Source organism: Streptomyces sp. NPDC127129 (assembly GCF_042671585.1).
Lineage (GTDB): Bacteria > Actinomycetota > Actinomycetes > Streptomycetales > Streptomycetaceae > Streptomyces.
Genome location: NZ_JBHXTV010000004.1, coordinates 195,275 through 218,515 on the forward strand (window position 1 = coordinate 195,275; position 23,241 = coordinate 218,515).

The 23,241-nt window shown below is 73.3% G+C and carries 20 protein-coding genes and 1 pseudogene; 12 read left to right on the plus strand and 9 right to left on the minus strand.

Features of this window, described 5'->3' with window-relative positions; translation table 11 throughout:
• Positions 1-35: 35 nt before the first annotated feature.
• Positions 36-1,559, minus strand: a complete 1,524-nt coding sequence (locus ACFVGW_RS09290; protein WP_385851461.1) for an aldehyde dehydrogenase family protein — start codon at positions 1,557-1,559, stop codon at positions 36-38.
• 45 nt (positions 1,560-1,604) lie between these two features.
• Positions 1,605-2,885 (minus strand): GAF domain-containing protein, encoded by a 1,281-nt coding sequence (locus ACFVGW_RS09295; RefSeq protein WP_385851462.1) that lies wholly within the window; start codon positions 2,883-2,885, stop codon positions 1,605-1,607.
• A gap of 368 nt (positions 2,886-3,253) precedes the next feature.
• Here ACFVGW_RS09295 and ACFVGW_RS09300 point away from each other — a divergent pair, with 368 nt between their 5' ends.
• Together ACFVGW_RS09300 and ACFVGW_RS09305 are read left to right on the plus strand one after the other, a co-directional pair.
• Positions 3,254-4,108: a bifunctional 5,10-methylenetetrahydrofolate dehydrogenase/5,10-methenyltetrahydrofolate cyclohydrolase gene (locus tag ACFVGW_RS09300; RefSeq protein ID WP_385851463.1), complete on the plus strand. Its 855-nt coding sequence runs from the start codon at positions 3,254-3,256 to the stop codon at positions 4,106-4,108.
• A 122-nt stretch (positions 4,109-4,230) separates the two neighbouring features.
• The gene (locus ACFVGW_RS09305; protein ID WP_385851464.1) at positions 4,231-4,818 is read left to right on the plus strand and encodes a hypothetical protein; all 588 of its coding nucleotides are present in this window, start codon (positions 4,231-4,233) and stop codon (positions 4,816-4,818) included.
• Positions 4,819-4,892: 74 nt separating this feature from the next.
• Here the strand turns inward: ACFVGW_RS09305 and ACFVGW_RS09310 are convergent, their stop codons facing one another.
• Both ACFVGW_RS09310 and ACFVGW_RS09315 read right to left on the minus strand, forming a co-directional pair.
• A complete protein-coding gene (locus tag ACFVGW_RS09310) occupies positions 4,893-6,263 on the minus strand; it encodes an SWF or SNF family helicase (RefSeq protein WP_385851465.1) in 1,371 nt (456 codons plus the stop codon).
• Complete coding sequence (locus ACFVGW_RS09315; RefSeq protein ID WP_385851466.1) at positions 6,260-9,262, minus strand: DEAD/DEAH box helicase; 3,003 nt, start codon at positions 9,260-9,262, stop codon at positions 6,260-6,262. Before ACFVGW_RS09315 ends, ACFVGW_RS09310 begins: the two co-directional genes overlap by 4 nt.
• Positions 9,263-9,540: 278 nt before the next feature.
• On the opposite strand from ACFVGW_RS09315, the gene ACFVGW_RS09320 reads away from it, so the two are divergent.
• From ACFVGW_RS09320 to ACFVGW_RS09330, 3 genes are all read left to right on the plus strand, one after another.
• Positions 9,541-10,632, plus strand: a complete 1,092-nt coding sequence (locus ACFVGW_RS09320) for a fatty acid desaturase family protein (RefSeq protein ID WP_383229412.1) — start codon at positions 9,541-9,543, stop codon at positions 10,630-10,632.
• Positions 10,633-10,647: 15 nt separating this feature from the next.
• Positions 10,648-10,830 (plus strand): hypothetical protein, encoded by a 183-nt coding sequence (locus ACFVGW_RS09325; RefSeq protein ID WP_352192628.1) that lies wholly within the window; start codon positions 10,648-10,650, stop codon positions 10,828-10,830.
• A 130-nt stretch (positions 10,831-10,960) separates the two neighbouring features.
• Positions 10,961-11,506 carry an MOSC domain-containing protein gene (locus tag ACFVGW_RS09330; RefSeq protein ID WP_383229410.1) on the plus strand — a complete coding sequence of 182 codons (546 nt, stop codon included), beginning with the start codon at positions 10,961-10,963 and terminating at the stop codon, positions 11,504-11,506.
• A gap of 167 nt (positions 11,507-11,673) precedes the next feature.
• On the opposite strand, the gene ACFVGW_RS09335 is transcribed toward ACFVGW_RS09330, so the two are convergent.
• The 4 genes from ACFVGW_RS09335 to ACFVGW_RS09350 form a co-directional block, all read right to left on the minus strand.
• A complete protein-coding gene (locus tag ACFVGW_RS09335; protein ID WP_385851467.1) occupies positions 11,674-13,080 on the minus strand; it encodes a tannase/feruloyl esterase family alpha/beta hydrolase in 1,407 nt (468 codons plus the stop codon).
• Positions 13,081-13,269: 189 nt separating this feature from the next.
• Positions 13,270-14,109, minus strand: coding sequence for a hypothetical protein (locus ACFVGW_RS09340; RefSeq protein ID WP_383293725.1), 840 nt, complete (start codon positions 14,107-14,109; stop codon positions 13,270-13,272).
• A gap of 123 nt (positions 14,110-14,232) precedes the next feature.
• Entirely contained in the window at positions 14,233-14,538 is a 306-nt protein-coding gene (locus tag ACFVGW_RS09345; protein WP_352192632.1) for a hypothetical protein, read from the minus strand.
• A gap of 86 nt (positions 14,539-14,624) precedes the next feature.
• On the minus strand, positions 14,625-15,239 hold the full coding sequence (locus tag ACFVGW_RS09350; protein ID WP_385851468.1) for a class I SAM-dependent methyltransferase: 615 nt from the start codon (positions 15,237-15,239) through the stop codon (positions 14,625-14,627).
• 151 nt (positions 15,240-15,390) lie between these two features.
• Between ACFVGW_RS09350 and ACFVGW_RS09355 the strand changes: the two are divergent.
• The 5 genes and pseudogenes from ACFVGW_RS09355 to ACFVGW_RS09375 form a co-directional block, all read left to right on the plus strand.
• A pseudogene (locus ACFVGW_RS09355) lies at positions 15,391-16,155 on the plus strand (MHYT domain-containing protein); the annotation flags it as partial.
• A gap of 285 nt (positions 16,156-16,440) precedes the next feature.
• A complete protein-coding gene (locus ACFVGW_RS09360) occupies positions 16,441-19,455 on the plus strand; it encodes a nitrate- and nitrite sensing domain-containing protein (protein ID WP_385851469.1) in 3,015 nt (1,004 codons plus the stop codon).
• A complete protein-coding gene (locus ACFVGW_RS09365) occupies positions 19,452-19,886 on the plus strand; it encodes a roadblock/LC7 domain-containing protein (protein WP_352192636.1) in 435 nt (144 codons plus the stop codon). Before ACFVGW_RS09360 ends, ACFVGW_RS09365 begins: the two co-directional genes overlap by 4 nt.
• 15 nt (positions 19,887-19,901) lie before the next feature.
• A complete protein-coding gene (locus ACFVGW_RS09370; RefSeq protein WP_352192637.1) occupies positions 19,902-20,318 on the plus strand; it encodes a DUF742 domain-containing protein in 417 nt (138 codons plus the stop codon).
• Positions 20,299-20,916, plus strand: coding sequence for an ATP/GTP-binding protein (locus tag ACFVGW_RS09375; RefSeq protein ID WP_383229625.1), 618 nt, complete (start codon positions 20,299-20,301; stop codon positions 20,914-20,916). Before ACFVGW_RS09370 ends, ACFVGW_RS09375 begins: the two co-directional genes overlap by 20 nt.
• Positions 20,917-20,993: 77 nt before the next feature.
• Here ACFVGW_RS09375 and ACFVGW_RS09380 read toward each other — a convergent pair whose 3' ends face one another.
• The gene (locus ACFVGW_RS09380; RefSeq protein ID WP_385851470.1) at positions 20,994-21,419 is read right to left on the minus strand and encodes a PPOX class F420-dependent oxidoreductase; all 426 of its coding nucleotides are present in this window, start codon (positions 21,417-21,419) and stop codon (positions 20,994-20,996) included.
• A 164-nt stretch (positions 21,420-21,583) separates the two neighbouring features.
• Between ACFVGW_RS09380 and ACFVGW_RS09385 the strand changes: the two genes are divergently transcribed.
• Together ACFVGW_RS09385 and ACFVGW_RS09390 are read left to right on the plus strand one after the other, a co-directional pair.
• On the plus strand, positions 21,584-21,988 hold the full coding sequence (locus ACFVGW_RS09385) for a roadblock/LC7 domain-containing protein (RefSeq protein WP_385851471.1): 405 nt from the start codon (positions 21,584-21,586) through the stop codon (positions 21,986-21,988).
• An 82-nt stretch (positions 21,989-22,070) separates the two neighbouring features.
• Entirely contained in the window at positions 22,071-23,099 is a 1,029-nt protein-coding gene (locus ACFVGW_RS09390; protein ID WP_385851472.1) for a DUF6397 family protein, read from the plus strand.
• Positions 23,100-23,241 lie beyond the last annotated feature (142 nt).

Sequence of the window (23,241 nt, forward strand, 5' to 3'; positions counted from 1 at the left end):
CACCTCACGGAGCGGCCTCGCGCCGAGGCCGCTGCTCAGAAGAACCCGAGCTTCTTGGGGCTGTAACTCTGCAAGATGTTCTTCGTCTGCTGGTAGTGGTCCAGCATCATCTTGTGGGTCTCGCGGCCGATGCCCGACTGCTTGTAGCCGCCGAAGGCCGCGTGGGCCGGGTAGGCGTGGTAGCAGTTCGTCCAGACGCGGCCGGCCTGGATCGCGCGGCCCGCACGGTAGGCCGTGTTGCCGTCGCGGGTCCAGACGCCCGCCCCGAGGCCGTAGAGCGTGTCGTTCGCCGTGCGGATCGCGTCGTCGAAGTCCGTGAAGGAGGTGACCGCGACGACCGGGCCGAAGATCTCCTCCTGGAAGATCCGCATGCGGTTGTCGCCCTCGAAGATCGTCGGCTGGACGTAGTAGCCGCCCGCCAGCTCGCCGTCGTGCTCGATGCGCTGACCGCCCGTCAGGATCTTCGCGCCCTCCTGCTGGCCGATGTCCAGGTACGAGAGGATCTTCTGGAGCTGGTCGTTCGAGGCCTGGGCGCCGATCATGGTGTCCGTGTCCAGCGGGTGGCCCGGGACGATCCGTTCCGTGCGGGCGACCGCCGCCTCCAGGAACTCGCTGTAGTGCCCGCGCTGGATCAGGGCGCGCGACGGGCACGTGCAGACCTCGCCCTGGTTGAGGGCGAACATCGTGAAGCCCTCCAGCGCCTTGTCGCGGAAGTCGTCGTCCGCCGCCCACACGTCGTCGAAGAAGATGTTCGGGGACTTGCCGCCCAGTTCCAGCGTGACCGGTTTGATGTTCTCGGAGGCGTACTGCATGATCAGCCGGCCCGTCGTCGTCTCGCCCGTGAACGCGATCTTGGCGACGCGCGGTGACGACGCGAGCGGCTTGCCCGCCTCCACGCCGAAGCCGTTGACGATGTTCACCACGCCCGGCGGCAGCAGATCGGCCACCAGACTCATCCAGAAGTGCACGGACGCCGGGGTCTGTTCGGCGGGCTTCAGCACGACCGCGTTGCCCGCCGCCAGCGCAGGGGCCAGCTTCCAGACCGCCATCAGGATGGGGAAGTTCCACGGGATGATCTGCGCGACGACCCCCAGCGGCTCGTGGAAGTGGTAGGCGACGGTGTCGTCGTCGATCTGGCTCAGCGCGCCCTCCTGGCCGCGCAACGCCCCCGCGAAGTACCGGAAGTGGTCGATCGCGAGCGGGATGTCGGCGGCCAGCGTCTCGCGGACGGGCTTGCCGTTCTCCCAGCTCTCCGCGACCGCCAGCTCCTCCAGGTGCGCCTCCATCCGGTCGGCGATCCGCAGGAGCACCCCGGCTCGCTCCCCGGGCGCCGTACGGCCCCAGGCGGGGGCCGCCGCGTGCGCCGCGTCCAGGGCGCTCTCCACGTCCTCGGCCGTGCCGCGGGCGATCTCGGTGAAGGGACGGCCGTCGACCGGACTCGGGTTCTCGAAGTACCCGCCCCGGGCCGGGGCCACGTACTCACCGCCGATCCAGTGGTCGTAGCGGGCCTGGTACGACATGATCGCGCCCTCGGTACCGGGTGCGGCGTAACGGGTCATGGACATGGCCTCCCTCGGACCGCGCCGGCCGTCCCTGGCCGGCGCTCACCGCCGAGTCTGCGGAGCCGGACGTTGCAACCCTGTTGCGCCCGCCGACAGTTCGGCGTCCAGAGCCCGCAACCGGGCCACCACCGGCGGTCGCCCCGAAGCCGGTACGACCTCCGACAGCGCCCGCCACATCTCGACGTCGTCCTCGCCCCAGGCGCTGTACGTCCAGTCCGCGAGGAGCGCCGGATCGCCCCGGTCCACCAGCGCCGCCCGCAGCCGGTCCGCGAGCCGCTCGCGCAGCCGTACGACCCCGGGGGCACGCGACGCCGGCAGCAGCGGACCCGCGTAGTCGGCGAGCGCGGCCGACAGCGCACCCGAGCCGAGGCGCCGGTCCACCGTGGCGAAGTCCGCGTCCACCGTCGCTGCCAGCCGGTACGGGCGGGAGCGCAGCAGCTCAGGCCCGAGCAGCCCGCGGAGCCGGGACAGTTCGGCCCGCAGCGTGACCGGGGTGACCGACTCGTCCTCGTACAGCAGTGTCAGGAGCTCGTCGCCGCCCACTCCCTCCGGGCGATGGACGAGCACGACGAGGATCTCGCTGTGCCGCCTGCTCAGCCGCAGCCGCTTCCCTGCCACGCTCAGCACCGCCTCGTCCCGGCCGAGCGCCGCCAGCCGTACGCGGTCCGAGGCCGGCGTCGGAGCGAGGAGGGCCAACTGGGACTCCGCCGCCCGCGCCACCGCCTGGACGAACGCCAGGCTGTGCGGATGCGCCAGCCGGTCCCCGCCGGTGATGTCCACCGCACCGAGCAGCCGCCCTGTGTGCGGATCGTGTACGGGAGCGGCGGCACACGTCCAGGCCTGCACCGGCCGCTGGAAGTGCTCCGCGCTGAACACCTGGACCGGCCGGTCCACGGCGATCGCGGTGCCCGGGGCGTTCGTCCCGGCCACCGACTCCGACCAGCGCGCCCCGGCGACGAAGTTCATCTCCCGCGCCCGCCGCAGCGTGCCGGGGTGGCCCTCCACCCACAGCATCCGTCCCGCCGCGTCGCAGACCGCCAGCAGATGTTCGCCGTCCGTCGCGTACGTGCCCATCAGCTCACGGATCACCGGCATCGCCGCGGAGAGCGGATGCTCCTCGCGGTGCCCCGCCAGCTCGTCGTCGGCGAGCTCCACACAGGCCGCACCGTCGGGACTGACCCGGGCCCGTGCCGAGCGCCGCCACGACTCCGCCACCAGCGGCCGTACCGGAGGAAGGTGGACCTGGCCGCCGCTGGTGAACACCTCGTGCGCCCGGCGCAGCGCACCGGCGTCCGGCTCCGGCGCCACCCACGCATCGCTCAACTCGGCCTCCATGTCGAGGTCCCACGGCCGAATCGCCCGGATCGTCGACCGGTCCGCCAGTCGGTCGGTCCGCCAGTCGGTCGGTCGGCCAGTGGGTCGGTCCGTCTCTCCGTCTTTCCGTCCGTCATCGTCGTGCGCGCCGAGGGCGTCGACAAGCTCTCCGGCGCCACCGCGTGCGCACCCTGTCCGGACACCGCCCCCGTGGGCTCCCTCGGGCCTCACGTAGAGTAGGGCTCGGGCCGTGACTGGCGCTTGAGGTGGATCACCACCGGGGAGCGGTCCCGCCGGACCCCGCGCACCCGCGCGGATCCGACGCTGCCGTGCGCCTGGGCGATCTCCCTGTCATCGACGACGCCCAGGAGTGGCCCATGTCCACCAGCACCGCATCCCTCATGGACGGCACCGCGCTCGCCCGCCGTACGGTCGAGGAGACCGCCGCACGCGCCGCCGAAATCACCCGCCGCACCGGCGTCACGCCCTGTCTCGCCACGGTTCTCGTCGGCGCGGACCCCGCCTCCGTCACGTACGTGAAGATGAAGCAGAACCGCTGCGCGAAGGCCGGAATCCGCTCCAAGCACGTCGAGCTGCCCGCCGAGACGACGACCGAGGAACTCGTCGCCGCGATCACCGCGCTCTCCCAGGACCCCGAGGTCCACGGAATCCTGCTCCAGCACCCGGTCGGCCCGCACATCGGCGAGCGGGCCGCCTTCGAGGCGATCGCGCCGGAGAAGGACGTCGACGGTGTCACCATGGCCTCCTTCGCCGCGATGGGCTTCGGCCTTCCCGGCTTCGTCTCCTGCACGCCCGGGGGCATCATGCGCCTGCTCGACGCGTACGACGTCGAGCTGAGCGGCAAGCGGGCCGTCGTCGTCGGACGCTCCGCGATCCTGGGCAAGCCTGCCGGCCTGCTGCTGCTCGGCCGCGACGCCACCGTCACGTACTGCCACTCGCGTACCACCGAGCTCTCCTCGATCGTCCGCGAGGCGGACATCCTCGTGGCCGCCGTGGGCAAGCCGCGCTTCATCAGGGGTGAGGACATCAAGCCCGGCGCCGTGGTGATCGACGCGGGCTACAACCCGGGCAACGTCGGTGACGTCGACTTCGAGACGGCCGCCGAACGCGCCTCCCTCATCACTCCCGTACCGGGGGGAGTCGGCCCGATGACGATCGCCGTGCTCCTCGCGCAGACCGTCGAAGGGGCGGAGCGCCAGCTCGGCCTGTAGCACGACGGGTGCTGCCGAACGGCCCTTACAGGTAAGGGAATTGTCACAGTCCTGTACGGGCCGTGCTGCAACTCGGCGGCCGGCCGGGCGTGGTGAGGCACGGGCGGGCGACCCTGGTCGTCATGTCACCGCGCACCGGCGAGTCGCCGTCGCCCCTCCGGTACCTTCTTGTGCCGCTCGTCCTCCTTCTGGTCGGGGCGATCATGATGGTGAGCCGCCAGGGTGCCGAGAGCCGGCTCTCCGCCGCTCCTGGGACCCGCGCGGCCGCAGCGGACGACGCCACCGGCGGCGACGCCGCGCCCGCCGCGGGCGGACGGCTCGCGCCCCAGGGAGGGGCGGCCGACGGGCGCGTCGCCGTCGCCTACGACCGCCTCGTTCCCGGGGAGTGCTTCGACATCGACCGGGCCGAGCCGGGCACGGTCGTACGGCGCGGCTGCGACCGGCCACACGACGCCCAACTCGTCACCGTGTTACGACTCGCGGGCGACCACCGCACGGACGAGGGCATACGGAACGCGGCCGCGGCCCTGTGCCGCGAGCCGCTGCACCGCAAGGCGGCCCGGCAACCGTCCGGCACCCGCTGGACCACGTTCGTCCAGTACCCGTACCGCTCCAGCTACCTCCTCGGCTCCGACACCGTGGCCTGCAGCCTCACCGCGTACACCCGACCCGGCGCCGCGGCGCGCCCGCTCACCGCGCCTCTGCTGTGACCGTGCCGTAGGCCGCCGCCGCCCCCCCCGCACACCGCCTGCCCTCACCGTCATTCCTCCCGTCATTCCTCCCGTCATTCCTCCCGCGCCGACAGGGCCGCGAGCGCCGCGGCGGGGTCCTGGTCCGCGGGGCCCGCCGGGATCCACTGGCCGCGCTCCTTGCGGAACGGCCACCAGCGGCCGTCCTCGCCCAGTCGCAGTTGCGCCTCCGCACCGACCACCGTCCAGCGCGCCGCCCCGGCCTGTCTCAGAACGGGCCGGGCGTCGTCGTCCTCCCAGGCCTCCATGAGCACCGCCTTCGCCCGGGCGAGCGCCTCCGCGCCGGGCGTCCACTCCTCCTCCAGTACGGCGAGCGCGGCAGCGCCCCCGAACCGCCACGCGCGCGTGGCCACGTCCAACTCCGCCCGCCGCCGGCCGGACCCATCCGCCAGACGAGCCGCGATCCACGACGGGGGAGACCCGGCGGCGAGCCGCACCGCGTCCTGAGCGACCGTCAGGGTCTGTTCCGTCGCGCCCAGGCCTGTGCCTGACATCGTGCCCTTGACTGAACCCGTGCCCGTGACGGACACCGTGTCCGCGCCCGCGCCCCCGCCTGTGCCCGCCCGGCCACGCCCCGGAGCGGCGAGCGCCTCGGCGAGCAGTCGGTGCGCCCGGGCGGCGGCGTCCGCCGCGAGGACCTCCAGCGCAGACGGGTCGATCCCCGGACCAGGTGCGGTCTCGGTGTCCAGGGACGGCGGCTCGCCGGGCGTCGGCGGGAGCACGGGAGGAGCCGGCAACGGAGGGAGGATGTCGCGCGCGGCGAAGGCCTCCTCGGCCGGCACGCCCTCGGGCACGGAATCCTCGACGGCGGACTCCTCCGTCCCCGCCCGCGCCGCACTGCGCTCCTGGAGCGCCTCCACGAGCGCCCGCTCACCGCGCCCCCGCATCAGCAGCAGCACGAACGGGTCCTCGTCGAGCAGCCGGGCCACCTGGTAGCAGAGCGCCGTCGTGTGCGGGCAGTGGTCCCACGCCTCGCAGCCGCACTCGGGGTCCAGATCGCCGATGCCCGGCAGCAGTTCGAGCCCGGCCGCCGCCGCGTCCTCCACCAGGTGCGGCGGCATCTCGTGATCGAGCAGGGCGGCGATGTGCCCCGCGCTCTCCACCGCGAGGTCGAGCAGCCGGTCCCAGTCGTCCTCCGAGAGCTCCTGCAGGAGGACGTCGCTGCGGTACGAGGAGCCGTCTCGGTCCTTGACGACCGCGGTGATCCGGCCCGGACGCACCGACACCGCGCCCACCGCGCCCGCCCTCGCCTGCCGCCGCCCCCGCTTCAGCTGCTCGCCGTCGAGCGCCGTGTCCTCCAGGGCCTTCAGCCACGCCCGGCCCCACCAGGTGCGGGCGAAGGCCGACCCCTGCGCCGGCGGCATCGCCGCGAAGGTCCGCTCGTCGTCGTACGCGTACTCGCTCATCGTCCGTCCCCGTTCCCGTTCCGGCCGTCGTCGTCGTGGCTGCCTCTGCCGTCCCCGTCTCCCTCCCCGCCTCCGCGGAGCCGGACCAGATCCGCCAGTTCGGCGTCCGTCAGTTCGGTCAGGGCCGCCTCGCCCGAGCCGAGTACGGCGTCGGCCAGCGCCCGCTTGCGCAGCAGCATGTCGGCGATCCGGTCCTCGATCGTCCCCTCGGCGATCAGCCGGTGGACCTGCACCGGCTGCGTCTGCCCGATCCGGTACGCGCGGTCGGTGGCCTGGGCCTCGACCGCCGGGTTCCACCACCGGTCGTAATGCACGACATGCCCGGCTCGGGTCAGGTTGAGTCCGGTGCCGGCCGCCTTCAGGGACAGCAGGAAGACCGGCACCTCACCGGCCTGGAAGCGTGCGACCATCGCCTCTCGCTCGGCGACGGGGGTTCCCCCGTGCAGGAACTGCGTGCGCACGCCCCGCCCCGCCAGATGCCGTTCGAGGATCCGCGCCATCTGCACGTACTGGGTGAAGACCAGCACGCTCGCGTCCTCGGCGAGGATCGTGTCGAGGAGTTCGTCGAGCAGCTCCAGCTTTCCGGAACGGCCGTCGATGCGCGGCCGCTCCTCCTTCAGGTACTGGGCCGGGTGGTTGCAGATCTGCTTGAGCCCCGTCAGCAGTTTCATCACCAGACCGCGCCGCTCCATGCCGTCCGCCTCGGCGATCGCCGCGAGCGTCTCGCGTACCACCGCCTCGTAGAGGCCCGCCTGTTCCTTGGTCAGGGAGACGGCCCGGTCGGTCTCGGTCTTCGGCGGCAGCTCGGGCGCGATGCCCGGGTCGGACTTGCGGCGGCGGAGGAGGAAGGGGCGGATCAGCGCGGCCAGTCGCCCGGCGGCCGCCGGGTCCTCGCCTCCCTCGACGGCGGCTGCGTACCGGGACCGGAACGTGCCGAGCCGGCCGAGGAGACCGGGTGTCGTCCAGTCGAGGATGGCCCACAGTTCGGAGAGGTTGTTCTCGACCGGGGTGCCGGAGAGGGCGACGCGTGCCTTGGCCCCGATGGTGCGGAGCTGTCCGGCGGTGGCCGAGTACGGGTTCTTGACGTGCTGGGCCTCGTCTGCGACGACCATTCCCCAGGTACGGGCGGCCAGTTGGCCGGTGTCCAGTCGCATCGTGCCGTACGTGGTGAGGACGAACTCGCCGTCGGCCAGGGCGTCCAGGCTGCGCGCCGGACCGTGGAAGCGGCGCACGGGCGTGCCGGGTGCGAACTTCTCGATCTCCCGCTGCCAGTTGCCCATCAGCGAGGTCGGGCAGACGACGAGGGTGGGTCCCGCGGCCGACGGCTCGCTCTGCCGGTGCAGATGGAGCGCGATGAGGGTGATGGTCTTGCCGAGCCCCATGTCGTCGGCGAGGCAGCCGCCGAGGCCCAGCGAGGTCATCCGGTGCAGCCAGTTGAGGCCGCGCAGCTGGTAGTCGCGGAGGGTCGCGGCGAGCGCGGCGGGCTGGGCGACCTCCTGCGGGCCGCCCTCGGGGTCGTCGAGGCGGGCGCGCAGCTGCTCCAGCCACCCGGTCGCCTGGACCTCGACCCGTCGGCCGTCGAGTTCCGTCGCGCCCGTGAGTACGGCCCCGAGCGCGTCCACCGGCGTGAGCTTGTGGTCCGTGGCGGCGCGGGCGCGGCGTACCTCCGCGGGGTCGACGAGGACCCACTGGTCCCGCAGCCGGACGACCGGGCGTCCGGCCTCGGCGAGCTGGTCGAGCTCGGCTCGGGTGAGCTCCTGGTCGCCGATGGCGAATCGCCAGTTGAAGGCGAGCAGCGCGTCGGCGGAGAGGAAGGAGGGGAGCGCCGAGGAGCGCCGGCCGATTGAGCCCGTGCCGTCCCCTTCGGCGTCGTCCCAGGTTCCCGCGGACGTCGTGCCGTCCTGCGGCCCGGCTGAATCCGGCATGCTGCCGTCCGGCATGCCGCCGTCCGCCGGGCCGATGACGGCGCGGGCGGTGAGGCGGTGGGCCAGGTCGCGAGGCCAGTGGATCTGCAGACCGGTCGCGGCGAGCGCCCGCGCCGCCGGGCCGAGCAGCTCCGCGACCTCTTCGTCGGCCAGCTCCACGGCGTCCGGCACGGCAGCCGAGAGCAGCGGTGTGAGCGGTGCCCAGGCGCGGGCGGCGCGGCGCAGCGCGAGCAGGGCGTCCATCCGGGCCCGGGGTCCGAACGACGCGCCTGCCGGGCTCGAACCGGACCAGACCTCGGCCGCGTCCGCGACGAGCGTCGGGTCGGCGACGCTGTGCATCTGGAGCACGGCCCGGAAGGCCGGCGCTTCCCGCTCGTCGAGCCCGGGCAGCTCCAGACGGAGCGAGAGCCGTACGCCCGCGTCATGGCCGGCGGCCACGTCCGCCGCCCAGGCGCGCTGTCCGGGGAGTTCCTGCGGCTCGTCGGCGGCGAAGGCCGGCCCGCCGGCGGCGAGAGGGGCGGCCGGGGTGCGCGGCAGACCGTCCACGACGGCGTCCACGAAGGCGCGCAGCAGCCCCTCGGGCTCGGGGAGGAAGAGGGGTTCGGTCTCAGGCGCGGTTCCGTTGCCCGGCAGCGGTACGGCATGGGCGGCCGGCGGCATCGACGCGGCGAGCGCCCGGAGTTCGGTCAGCTCTTCGGGGCCCAGCGGTCCGGCCCGCCAGGCGTCGCGATCGGTGGCCGTGAGGCCGGGCAGCAGCAGCCCCCGCGCGGCCAGGTGCAGCGCGAAGAGGGTGGCGGCGCCCCAGAACGCGGTCGCGGGCGAGGCTCCGTCGGAGAACCGGGCGCGCGTGAGGAGAGGCAGGGCGTCCCGTACGGGGATCAGGGCGGCCGCGACCGACTGCGGGCGTACGTCGTCGGCCACCACGGTCAGCCGGTCCTCCGTCGCCGGCAGTCCGTCGGCGGGAGGGGTCCCCTCGGGGGACCAGAAGGCGATGTGGCCCGCTCGGGGCGGATCGGCGGGCAGGAAAACGGCGGAGCAGCGGACGAGTTCATCGAGTCTCTGGGACGGCGACAACGCATTCCTCAAATTTGACTACTGGGGGCCGAGCGGCCGAGGGTACAGGAACCGCCCGGGCGTCCGGGAGCGGAATCGCCGTGACCTGGCTCACCTTCCGCGCCCTCCGCGCCGGGAACGAACCCCTGGAGGTGGAGCCAGCCCCACCCCCGTCCCCTGGGCAGCCCCCCGGCACCTCGGGGGGTGACGCCATGGCTGCGGAGGATCACCGATCCGTACGTTCGAGGGAGTCCGGGCGGCCCGCGCCCGGCCACCGCCCACGGACACCGGAGACCGCCATGCCCCAGGCCACCGCAACGCTCACGGCGCCCGATCCGAGCCCCGCGACCCGGCGCGGCGGCGACCGCGGCGGGGGCAGCGAGTTCGCGCCACTGCTACGGACCATCAAGGAGCAGGGACTCCTCGAACGCAGGGCCGGCTGGTACGCGCGCGGCATGGCGGTCAACTTCCTCGGCCTCGCCGCCGTCGTCGCGGGCCTCGTCCTGCTCGGCCCCTCGTGGTGGGCCCTCCTCCTTGCCGTGCCGCTCGCCCTGCTCTCCGCCCGCGTCGCCTTTGTCGGCCACGACGCCGGACACGCCCAGATCAGCGCGGACCGCCGGTGGAACCGGATGATCCAGCTCGTCCACGCGAACCTGCTGCTCGGCATGAGCCAGGAGTGGTGGAACGACAAGCACAACCGGCACCACGCGAACCCCAACCACCTCGACAAGGACCCGGATGTGGCGGCCGACATCCTCGTGTTCGCCCAGCACCAGACGGCCGGCCGCGCCGGATTCCGCGGCTGGCTCACGCGCCACCAGGCCTGGCTCTTCTTCCCGCTGACCACCCTGGAGGGCATCGCGCTGAAGGTGTACGGGTTCCAGGCCCTGTTCGCCGAGGACGGGCCGTACCGGAACCGGCGCGAGCGGCTCGTCGAGGGCGCCCTGCTCCTTGCCCACGTCCTCGGCTACGCGACGCTGCTCCTCACCACCCTCACCGTCGGCCAGGCGCTCGTCTTCGCCCTCATCCACCAGATGCTCCTCGGACTCCACCTGGGCATGGCCTTCGCGCCCAACCACAAGGGCATGGAGATGCCGGACGCCCACCCGGACGGCGCGAGCTGGGGGCATCTGCGACGCCAGGTGCTCACCTCGCGCAACATCAGGGGCGGATTCCTCACCGACTGGTTCCTCGGCGGACTGAACTACCAGATCGAGCACCACCTCTTCCCGAGCATGCCGCGCCCGCATCTTCGGCTCGCTCAGCCCGCCGTGCGTGCGCACTGCCGTACGGTGGGTATCCCCTACACAGAGACCGGTTTCGTCGAGTCCTACCGACAGGCGCTCGGACATCTGCACGAGGTCGGGGAGCCGCTGCGCTCGGCAGCGTGACAAGGAGGCGTCGACATGTCGACACGGACGAAGATCGTGATCGGGGGAGTGGCCGTCGGCCTCCTCCTGATGCCCCTCATCGGCTTCTGGATGTCCCTGCTGGTGGTGCTCGGCGTACCGGCCGTGGCCTACCTGGCCCTGGACCCCGGCCAGCGGCGCCGACTGCGCCGGATCTCCCGCAAGGAGCTCAACCGCTGAGGAGACCCTCAACCGCTGAGGAGACCGCCCGGCGAGCGACCGCGCGGCGCCGGCCCCGACGGACGTCTGGCGTAGGCTCGACGATGATCACGTCCATGTGATCATCGGATCGGAGAAGGGGGCTCCCGTCATGAGCAGCGCCACCGTCACGACGGTCAGCAGCAACGGCGTCTACTCGTTCACCAAGCCGAACCGGGACAGCGTCACGCTGCTCGCCGGTCTCGGCGTGGAGGGGGACGTCCACGCCGGTGTCACGGTCAAGCACCGTTCCCGCGTGGCCAAGGACCCGACGGTGCCGAACCTGCGGCAGGTGCACCTGATCCACGCGGAACTCTTCGACGAGGTCGGCGTCGCCGGGTTCGAGGTCACGCCCGGCGCCCTCGGCGAGAACATCACCACCCGGGGCATCGACCTCCTCGGCCTGCCGACGGGCACCCGCCTGCACCTCGGAGCCGAGGCCGTCGTCGAGGTCACGGGGCTCCGCAACCCCTGCGCCCAGATCGACACCTACCGGCACGGGCTGCTGAAGCAGGTCCTCGGCCGGGACGAGAGCGGGCGGGTCGTCCGCAAGGCCGGGATCATGAGCATCGTGCTCACCGGTGGCGAGGTGCGGCCCGGCGACCCGATCAGGGTCGAGCTGCCGGCCGAGCCGCACCGCCCGCTGGAGATGGTCTGAGCCCGGTTCCGCCGATGCGCGTCCCGGACGGTCCCGGCGCCGTGACCCGTGCCCGTCGTTCCAGGGCCTGTCTTTCGGATCAGGGCTTCCGGCCGCCTTGCGATCGCACGCACCGGACGCCGCGAGCCCCGCCCTGCGGGCGGACGGCGATACTTTCCGGACACGCCCTAGGGGCGCGGCAGCGCGCAGGAGTTGACCACGTCCCCGGCCGCCGGCCGTGCGATCGTACGGTTCGCGGGCGGCGCCGTACCCTTCTCGACCCACGCGCGGAGCGCGGCGAACGCCGAGCGGTAGCAGGGCAGGATCGGCCGCAGCCGTTCCGGGTGGGTGTCGTACAGCCCGTCCGTGTGCGTCCCGCCCTGGACCGTGTAGTACCGGTGCTTCCCGGACCGGCCCCGCGCGTCGACCATCCCGGCGTACACGTCGGAGTCGGTCGCGATCGGCAGCAGCGTGTCCAGATCGCCGTGCAGGGTGATGAGCGGCTTGCCGATCCGCCCCGTCAGCGCCACCTGGGCGACCGCGCGGCGGACGGACGCGGGGCGTGAGGCGTAGTCGTACGAGGCGTCCGAGGCGCAGGGGGCGAGGATCTCCTCGACCGTCGAACCGGCCGTGGTGCCCGGGCACGCGGGGTCGTACGCCGGATCGAACTCCGCCCGGAAGCTCTTCTGCGTCACGCCCCAGTACGCCTTCTCGTGGTAAGGCCACAGAAAGCGGGAACCCTCCGCGAAGCCGGCGTCGATCAGGTCCTCGTCGGAGGCCCGGCCGAGTGAACGGGCGACGGTGACCGGAAGGCTCGTCAGCAGGTTGGGTCCGTGGGCCGTCCAGAGGACGCCCTCCCAGTCGACGCCGCCGTCGTACAGCTCGGGACGGTTCTCCAGCTGCCAGCGGGTCAGATAGCCACCGTTGGAGATGCCCGTCATGTAGGTGTGCCGGGGCGCGCGGCCGTAGTGCTGCCGCACGGTCTTCTTCGCGGCCCTGGTCAGCTCCGTCACCCGCCGGTTCCACTCGGCGACCGCGTCGCCCGGCTCGCGCCCGTCGGTGAAGAAGTCCGGCCCCGTGTTGCCCTTGTCGGTGGCGGCGTAGGCGAAGCCCTGGGCCAGGACATGGTCGGAGATGAGGGTGTCGGTGGCGTACTGGCGCCGGGTGCCGGGCGCGCCGGTGACGACCAGACCGCCGTTCCAGTGCTCGGGGAGCCGGATGACGAACTGGGCGTCGTGGGACCAGCCGTGCGTGGCGTTGAGGCGTGAGTCGTCCGGGAAGTAGCCGTCGATCTGTACACCGGGGACGCCGGTCGGGTTCCTGGTCCCCTTCGCGGAGAGCCCGGCCTGGTCGGACATGTCGGTGTACCGGGTGCCCGCCAGGCCCGCGGTCGTCAGATCGGCGAGGCACGCGGTCTCCTGGTACGCGGCGCCGGGGACGTCGACCCGGTGCACGCCCGCGCAGCCGGACCGCGCGGGACCGGACTCGGCCCCTGCCGGTACGGCCCCTGCCGGTACGGCGGGGCCGGCGACGGTCAGCGCGGTCAGGAGCGCGGTGAGGAGCGGAACGCCTCGGAACAGGCGCGTGGACGGCATGGACAGCCTCCGATGGGACGACGGGAAGGGGGTGTGCCGCCACATCGTGCGGCCACCTCTTTCCGAGCGGCCATGGTTCCGCGCCACACCTCGGGCCCGTCCGCCATGTGGGGGGTCAGCCCGGGGCGGAGCGGCGGGCGGACCGGTGGTCGGACCGGTGGACGGATCCGGGAGCGGACCGTGAGCGGATCAGGCGGGGCGCACCGCGATCGCGTCCAGGGCCTCCAGGAGCGCGGGCAGCCTGGGGCCGCGGGCGACGGGCAGGACCTCGCGCGGTTCGTCGTCCAGGAGGACGAAGGCCATGTCGTCGGTCCGCGCGACCAGGGACCAGCCCGGTCCGTCGGCCCGGAGCATCCGGGCCTCACCCGTCGCGAAGCTCGACCGCACCCGGCCCACCGGCGGGGTGTCGTCGAGGTAGCCGCGCAGCTCGCCGAGGGCACGGCGCACCCCGTCGTACGGGTCGTGCGCCGGGCCGCCGGAGGGTTCCGCGCCCGAGCCGCCGGCGGAATCCGTCCTGCCGTCGGCCTCGCCGACGTCTACGGCCACCGCGTCGTCCTCGTCCATCTGCGCCCGCCAGGCCGCCCACTGCAGCGCCACCTCGTCGGCCCCGAGCCTGCGCTGCGCCGGACCCCAGCCGTCCTCCTCGGGTGGGGACAGCGGAGCGCGGTCGCCCTCCTCGGGCTCGGGGTCGTGCGGGGCCGGCAGGCCGGGTGCGGCCGAGGCGACGGCGAGCGGCCAGCCGGGGAGCGCCGCCACCACGGAACGCTCGTCGGGGGAGAGGTCGTACTCCATCCCGCAGTCCCAGGAGGCGATGGCCACGGCGACCAGAGAGACGTCGTCGACGATCACGGTCCAGCGGGCACCCAGGCCGTCCTGGCCGAGGACCAGTCCGTACCCTCCGGCGTACGGCTCGATCTCCAGCGCCGCGCACGCCGCCGGGTAGTCGTCGCCCAGCACGCTCGGAAACTGCGCGGGCGTGAGCAGCACGGCGGTCAGCACATACAGCGCGTCGTCGTCGGCGGTAGCCACGGCAGCCTCCTCATCTGGTCGTCGGCGCACCTTAACCAGTGGGTAACGCGCGCGTCGAGAGTCTCCGGAAGGGAATGTCGCGCGGAGGGCGACGGAGCGGTCGCCGGGTCCGTTCCGTACGGCTCAGGCCGGCGGCAGCCCGAGGAGCGACCGTGCCACGGTCTCGGGCGACTCGTCCCGCTCGCGCGCCAGGGCGATCACCGCCCGGCAGGCGAGCTCGTTGATCCCGAACGTCATGGCTTCGGGGGAGACCCAGGTGACGGCCTCGTCGATCCGGTCCTGATCGTCCTCCACGCAGCCCGCGACATAGGTCGCCGCCGCTTCGAAGATGTTGTGCTGCCGTCGCACCGGGGCGGGTTTGCCCGGTGTGTCCGGTGCCCGTCGCGCGGTCGGCAGGAGGGCGTTGAACAGTGCTCGCACACGGGCCATGGCCTGCCGCCTCTCCCGGACACGGCTGCCCGGCCCTTCCACGGTAGACAGGGAACTGCCGGGAAAGAAGGGTGCGTCGGGCGTCTCTACGACGGAACCGTGTCGTCCTGCCGAACGGCGAGCACGAGGTAACGGTCGTCCTCGTCCACGTAACTGAGCATCCGCCAGCCGGAACCGGAGAGAAGCGGACGCACGTTGGGTTCGGCGCGCAGGTCGTCGTCGGTGATCTGCCGGCCGTGCCGGGCGGCGAGCGCGACCCGTCCGATGGGATGGAAGAGGGCGAGCCTCCCGCCGGCGCGCACGACACGGGCCAGTTCGCGCAGGTCGGCGGCCGGGTTCGCCAGATGGGAGATGAGCCCGGCACCGAACACGGCGTCGAGAACGCCGTCGCGCAGAGGCAGCCGGGCCACGTCGGTCCGGATCAGCTCCCCGGCCTCGTCGCGCCCGGCCCGTACCGCCTCGTCGAGCATCTCGGGGGTGAGGTCCGCGCCGATGACGGTTCCCGTCGGGCCCACGGCGGTGCGGAGCGCGGGCAGCGCCCTGCCGGTTCCGCACCCCGCGTCCAGCACGGCGTCCCCGGAGCGCAGACCGAGGCCGGCGACGGCCGCGGCGTAGGCGGGGCCGTCGTCCGGGAAGCGGGAGTCCCATCCGGCGGCGCGGGGGCCGAAGAACTCTTGGACACGGGTGGGGTCATCGCTCATGTGTGCATGATGCCTCAGCCCCAGGGGTGAGCGCCCGGTGTCCATGTTCGAGCGCGGCACGATCGTTCTGGAACATCTCTACGTCATATTCCATCAGCTTTCGAAATGCGCCCCTGATGCGCCCCCTTGTGCGGTCTAGCGTCCCTGGGTCATGGGACACCTGGACCACGCCGCCTTCGGCTGGCTGACACCTGTGCTGTCGTACGCGATGGCCTGCATAGGCGCCGCCCTCGGGCTGCGCTGCACCGTACGGGCGCTCGACGCGACCGGCCGATCGCGACGCAACTGGCTGCTCACCGCCGCGTCCGCCATCGGCACCGGCATCTGGACGATGCACTTCGTCGCGATGCTCGGCTTCGGTGTCACCGGAACCGACATCCGCTACAACGTTCCGCTCACCATGCTCAGCCTGCTGATCGCCATGGCGGTCGTCGGCGTCGGCGTCTTCGCCGTCGGCTACGGACGTGAACGGGGCCGCTCGCTGCTGATCGGCGGGCTGACGACGGGAATCGGCGTCGCGAGCATGCACTACATGGGCATGGCCGCACTGCGTCTGCACGGCCAGGTGACGTACGACCCGATGCTGGTCGGGCTCTCCGTCGCCATCGCCGTGGTCGCCGCGACCGCCGCGCTGTGGGCCGCGCTCAACATCCACGCGCCGGCCGCCGTGGCACTGGCCTCGCTGGTCATGGGGGCCGCCGTCAGCAGCATGCACTACACGGGCATGTTCGCCGTCGCCGTCGAGGTCGTCCCGTCGACGGCCGGGCTGCCCGGAGCCACCGCCATGCAGTTCATCTTCCCGCTCGCCGTGGGCCTCGGCTCCTATCTCTTCATCACCTCGGCCTTCGTGGCCCTCTCCCCGACCGCCAAGGAGCGCGCCGCGTACGCCTCGGCCGAGCGGATCACCGAGCCGGACGAACGCGCGGTCGACGTGGCACCTCCCGGTTTCCACACCCAGGGACGGGGAGACGGCATCGCGGAGCCGGGGACCGCGGGCCCGGGAACGGCCGACGCCCCGCGCTCCTACGCGTACCGGGCCCGGACGGTCGACCCGGGGCCCGCCCCCTCGTAGACGGGACCCAGCCCGCTCGGAAGGCCCCGTGCATGGTGCACAGCCGCCTCACCGGGCGGCCCCCGGGCACACGGAGCGGCACGGGGCACGCACATCGCACCAGGACACAGCATCCGGAACGAGGAGGCCATGCGAACTCCCCGCAAGACCCAGGACGCCGGGACGACGGCGCCGCCGCAGGCGGCGCGCGGACGGCGCGCGCACGCGGGGCCTCCCGCCGACGAACCACCGGCGCACGCCTCCGGGGCGACCCCCGGCGGGGCCGCATCGTCCGGACGATCGACCCCCGCCGCGCCCTCCGACGGGTCCGGATCCACCGCCCCGTCCGGATCCACCGCGCGGTCCGGATCCACCGTGCGGTCCGTGCCGTTCCGCCGTCGCGGGCTGCGGCCCCGGACCGTCCGCGCGAAGATCGTCTCGCTGCTGATGGTCCCGGTCGTCTCCCTGCTCGCCCTGTGGGGATTCGCCACGGTCACCACCGCCCAGGACATCGCCCGGCTGCGCCAGCTCCAGAGGGTCGACGCGGAGATCCGCGAACCCGTCGCCGCCGCCGTCACCGCGCTCCAGGCCGAACGCCGCGCCGCCGTGCGCCAGGTCGCCTCGCCCGGCACAGGACGCGCCGCCGAGCTCAAGGACCAGGCACGGCGCACCGACGCCGCCGTCGCCCGGCTCCGCCTCGACGAGGGACACACCGTCGGCGACAGGGGAGACCTGCCCCGGGACGTCGCCGACCGGATCGGCCGGTTCGTCGCCAAGGCCGAGGGCCTGGGCCCGCTTCGTACCGCCGCCGCGGCCGGCAAGGGCGACTGGGACCAGGTCTACACGGAGTACACCGCGGCCATCACCGCCGCCTTATCCGTCGGCGGCGCCCTGACCGGCATCCAGGACGCCGAGGTCGGCGCCGACGCGCGCGTGCTCCTCGAATTCGGCCGCGCCGGCGAGATGCTCGCCCGCGAGGACGCCCTGTTCGGCTCGGCCCACCTCGACGGCGAGCTGAGCGCGGAAAGGCTGCGCCAGTTCACCGGAGCGGCCGAGACGCGCCGCTCGCTCATCGAGTCCGCCACCGCCGACCTGCGCGGCACCGAGCGCGCCGCCTGGCAGGAACTCGCCGGCCAGCGCGGCTACCAGCAGCTCACCACCGCCGAGGACCGCATCGGAGCAGCAGCCGCCGGCCGGAAGGCGGTCCAGGCCGTGCCCGCCGCCACCTGGGACGACGCCATGGCGGTCGTACGAGGCGGGCTGGCGTCCATCGAGACCGACGCCCGCCGCGCCGCCGCCGACCGAGCGGACCCCTTCGGCGGAGGCGCCTTCACCGCCGGTGGCGCCGCCGTCCTGCTCGGCCTCGCCGCCGTCGCCGCCTCCCTGGTGATCTCCGTACGCATCGGCCGCGGCCTGGTCATCGAGCTGATCAGCCTGCGCAACACGGCCCTCGGGATCGCCCGGCGCAAGCTCCCCGGCGCCATGCTGCGGCTGCGGGCCGGAGAGGAGATCGACGTACAGGCCGAGGCCCCGCCGGGGCCCGCCCCGCAGGACGAGATCGGACAGGTCGGGGAGGCCCTCACCGTCGTCCACCGGGCCGCGCTCTCCGCCGCCGTGGAGCGCGCCGAACTCGCGAGCGGCATCTCCGGCGTCTTCGTCAACCTCGCCCGCCGCAGCCAGGTCCTGGTCCACCGTCAGCTCAACCTGCTCGACAGCATGGAGCGCCGCGCCGACGACCCGAGCGAACTCGGCGACCTCTTCCGGCTCGACCACCTGACCACGCGCATGAGACGCCACGCCGAGAGCCTGATCATCCTCTCCGGGGCGGCCCCGGGCCGCGCCTGGCGCATGCCGGTGCCGCTGACCAACGTCGTACGGGCCGCCGTCTCCGAGATCGAGGACTACGCGCGCGTGGAGATGCGCCAGCTCCCCGAGACGTCGGTCATCGGCGGCGCGGTCGCCGACCTCACCCACCTGCTGGCCGAACTCATCGAGAACGCGGCCCAGTTCTCCCCGCCCCACACGAAGGTGCGGATCAGTGGGGAGCCCGTCGGCAACGGCTACGCCCTCGAGATCGAGGACCGGGGTCTCGGCATGGGCAAGGAGACTCTCGCCGAGGCCAACACGAGGATCGCGCAGTCCGAGGCGCTCGACCTCTTCGACAGCGACCGGCTCGGCCTGTTCGTGGTCAGCCGGCTCTCCTCCCGCCACGACATCAAGGTCCATCTGCGGACCTCGCCGTACGGCGGTACGACCGCCGTCGTCCTGCTCCCCACCGACGTGTTGCAGGGCGCCCTCCCGCCCGGGAGGAGCACGGCGCACGGGCGGACGGCGGAACCGGCACGCGGGGACGACCCGCGAGGGTACGCGGTGCACCGCGAGCGGCCGGGGGCCGAGGAGGCGCCCTACCCGCGCCACCGCGCGCAGTCGCCCGCCTCCGTGGGCGCCGTACCGCCCCCTGCCCGGAACCAGGCTCTGCCACCGTCCCGGAACGCGTCGCCCCGGCCGCAGTCGTCGCCCGCGTCGGCCTTCCCGTCGGCGTCCCCTGCGTCCCCGCCGCCCTCCGCTGCGCCGTCGCAGTCGCCGTCGCACGCGTCGTCGACCTCGCTGCCGCGCCCGCCCCGGATCCCCGCTCTCGCGGGGCAGCCGGAGGCGGAGGACCAGGGGTCCCCGGAGCAGCCGCCGGCCGGCGTCACGACCCTGCGTCAGCGCGGCCGCTCCGCCACCCCGCCGCCGCAGACACCCCCCGCGGCGCCCGCGCCCGGAGGTTCGGAACCGCCCTCCGACGACTCCGGCGACCTGCCCCGGCGTATACGCCAGGCCAGCCTCGTACCGCAGCTGCGCGAGGCGCCACCGGCCGACCTGCCACCGGCCCCGGCCGTCCAGGGCGCGGACGAACGGACCCCCGAACAGGTCAGGGACCGCATGACCGCCTACCGGGACGGCTGGGCCCGTGGCGGCGGTCCGGCCCCCGGCACCAGAAGGCCACTGGGAACAGGCTCCGGCCGTGACACCGGACGCGAACCCGGCCGTGCTGCCCGTCGCGAGACCGGCCGTGAGTCCGGCCGTGAGACCGGCCGGGACTCCGGCCCCGACTTCGGCAACGCCTCAGACCACGGCCGCCACTCCGGCCACGACTTCGGCAGTGAAGGAGACCACGCATGATCGACCACGAGAGGATGTCCCACCACCGCTCAGGCGAACTCGACTGGCTCCTCGACGACCTCGTCGTCAGGGTCCGCGAGGTCCGGCACACCGTCGTGCTGTCCAACGACGGACTCGCCGTCGGCTCCTCCAGCGGACTCAGCCGCGAGGACGCCGAGCATCTGGCCGCCATCGCCTCCGGTTTCAACAGCCTCGCCAAGGGCGCCGGCCGCCAGTTCCACACCGGGGGCGTACGCCAGACGATGGTGGAGATGGACGACGGATTCCTGTTCGTCGCCGCCGCCGGTGACGGCTCCTGCCTCGCCGTCCTCAGCTCCGTGAGCGCCGACATCGGCCTGATCGCCTACGAGATGGCCCGGCTGGTGAAGCGTGTCGGCGAGCATCTGCACACCCCGCCGCGGCTCACCGCGACCCCGCCGGCCGCCGGCTGACCGGAGACACCATCCATGAACGAGGACAGCCCCGGCGACGGCCAGGCCCCGCCGGGCAGTCAGTGGTACGACGCGGACGCCGGGCCGCTCGTGCGGCCGTACGCCATGACCGGCGGCCGGACGAAGCCGGGGCCCAGCAACGTACGGTTCGACCTCATCGCACTCGTCGTCGTCGACGACAACCCGCCCGGCCGGGCCGAGGAGTCGCTCCTCGGCCCCGAACACCGGGCCCTGCTCACCCTGTGCAGGGCGGAGACGCAGTCGGTGGCCGAACTCGCCGCCGACGCCGATCTGCCCGTCGGCGTCGTCCGGGTCCTCCTCGGCGACCTCCTCGAAGCGGGCTTCGTCAGGGTCAGCCGACCCGTACCGCCCGCGCAGCTGCCCGACGAACGGATCCTGAGGGAAGTCATCGATGGCCTACGAGCGCTCTGAGAGCATGGATGCGGGCGGTGGCGTGGACACCACGGCCCTCGCGTTGAAGATCCTGGTCGCCGGAGGCTTCGGCGTCGGCAAGACCACTCTGGTGGGCGCCGTCAGCGAGATCCGCCCGCTGCGCACCGAGGAACAGCTGAGCCGCGCCGGGGAGTCGGTGGACGACACCGGGGGCGTCGACCAGAAGACCACCACGACGGTCGCCATGGACTTCGGCCGCATCACCATCCGCTCCGGCCTCTCCCTGTACCTCTTCGGTACGCCGGGACAGGACCGGTTCTGGTTCCTCTGGGACGAGCTCTCCCAAGGGGCGCTCGGAGCCGTCGTCCTCGCCGACACACGGCGGCTCGAGGACTGCTTCCCCGCCGTCGACTACTTCGAGCACCGCAAGATCCCCTTCGTCGTGGCGGTCAACTGCTTCGCGGGCGCCCGGAACTACGGAGCGCACGAGGTCTCGCGGGCGTTGGACCTGGACCGCGGCACTCCGGTGGTGCTGTGCGACGCGCGTGACCGGGACTCGGGCAAGGAGGTGCTGATCAGACTGGTCGAGTACGCGGGACGCATGCACACGGCGCGGTTGCTCGACTCGGTCGGGTGAGGCGATCGCAGACGAAGCGGTCCCGAGGCTCCGGCCGTCCGGAGCCTCGGGAGTGTGCCGTGCGGGGCTGTGCGCGGTCAGTCGGAGACGCCGCTCTCGGCGGTCACCTTCTCGATCCGCAGGCGTACGAGGAGTTCGCCGGGGACACCGTTGCGGGAGCCGAACTCCTCGGCGCGCTCCTCGCCCATGTAACGGCCACCGATGCGAGCGGCCCAGCGCCGCAGCTCGCCCAGGTCCTCGCTGATCTCGGCACGGCCCCGGATCGAGACGAAGGCGAACGGCGGCCGGTCGTCGTCGACGCAGAGGGCCGCCTGCCCGGTGCGGGCCAGGTTGCGGCCCTTGACCGTGCCCTTGCCGGTGTTGAAGACGATGTCGTCTCCGTCGAGCACGAACCAGATCGGGACCACGTGCGGACTCCCGTCGTCACGTACGGTCGCCAGCTTCCCGGTGCGCGTTCCCTCGGACACGAACGCCCGCCACTGTTCCTCGGTCATCTTCGGCATGCGTCCATGGTGCGCCACCGGGGGCATGTGCGGCGTGCGCGCCACCCCCGGCATCGCCGGGGGTGCTTGCTCTGTCCACGACAGTGCGTAAGGCTTGCCACGACAGGCGGACCGCGGGGACTGCGGGGTCACGGGGCCGCCACACACAGGGGGAAGGACCACAGATGGCGCTGGACAAGGAACTGGACTGGCTCCTGGACGACTTGACCCGGCGGGTCGAGTACATACGGCACGCTCTCGTGCTGTCCAACGACGGGTTGGTCACCGGAGCGAGCAGCGCCCTGGCACGGGAGGACGCCGAGCATCTGGCCGCCGTCTCCTCGGGCCTGCACAGCCTCGCGCGCGGCTCGGGGCGGCACTTCCAGGCCGGGCGGGCACGGCAGACGATGGTCGAGTTCGACGAGGCCCTGCTCTTCGTGACGGCGGCGGGCGAGGGCAGCTGCCTGTGCGTGCTGAGCGGCGCGGACGCCGATGTCGGCCAGGTGGCGTACGAGATGACGTTGCTGGTCAACCGGGTCGGCGAGCACCTCGGGGTGGCGGCGCGTCAGCCGGGGGTCGGCGGCCTCTGAGTTGTCCACAGGCCGAGCGGGAGCGGGACTGACGGAGTACGGTCGTCACCGAGAGTAATCGCCACTCACGGGGGAGACCGTCATGACAGGAGAAGAGACCGCTCGCGTCGCGCCCGCATCGGCCGCACCGCCCGCGTCGGCCGCACCGCCCACGTCGGCGATGCCCGCGCCGGCGGTGCCCGCGGCCGCGCTGGCGCTGACGCGGGCAGCGCAGGAACTGGAGCTACGGCGGGACGAGTTCCAGCTGGCCGTCCAGCTGGGTCTGGTGCGGACCGTGCCGGGAGGCGCCGGCGCGCGAGGCGGACGCCGACGCGTGGAGCGGTCGGAGATCGACCGGCTCAGGAGCGCGCCGGACTTCCCGGCCGGACTGCGCGACCGCGTCCGCACGGTGGGTACGGGCGAGGCGGCCGCCCTGCTCGCCGTGCCGCAGGACCGCTTCACCAGGCTCGCGAGGACCGGGCACTTCAGCCCGGTGCGGTTCTACCTCAACCGCTACCGCGCGGTGGTCTGGCTCTATCTCGCCGGTGAGCTGGGTGAGTTCGCCCTGGCACACCCCGGGCTGCTCACCGGGAGACTGCCGAAGCAGATCCGGGAGCGCGTCGACGGCGGAGAGGACCGGCGGCCGCGCAACTGGCGGGCCCGCCGACTGGGGCTCCTGCTCCGGTCGACCGAGGACCCCTGGGCCCGGGCCGCGGCCATCGCCTCGCTGCTCGGCCCGGGTCAGTTGTCCGAGGTCGTCGACGACCCGTACGAACGCGCCCACCTCGACCGTCTGCGCCCCGAACCGCCTTCGGGACGGCCGGAGTCGGCGGTCGCGCGTGACCTCGTGGACCGGCTGACGGTGGCGGACGACCCGGACGAGATCCTCTGGCACCGGATGAGCCTCGCCCTCGCTCTGGACGAGGCCCGGGCGGACCGTCCCGCCCCGCGTCCCGACACCGCGCCCGCGCCGGACGCGCCGACACCGCGCCCACCCCGCGGGTTCGTCCTGATCCGCCCGCCCGCGCACCGCCCGCGCCGCAGTCTCCTCGACCGGCTGAGGCGCCGCAGGGGGACGGCCGGCGCGGAGCCGGAGGGGAGGTCACGGGGCCGGCTCCCGTCGGAGACATAGGGAGGTCCCTGCGCGTCATCGGCGGCTGCGACCAGCACGTTCACTTGGTAGCGGACGGTAAGTGCCGGACGCGCGGACGGTCCGGCGGCACCCTTGCGCCAGCAACCGCTCCAGCCCGTGGCCGACAAGACGCGGCGCGATC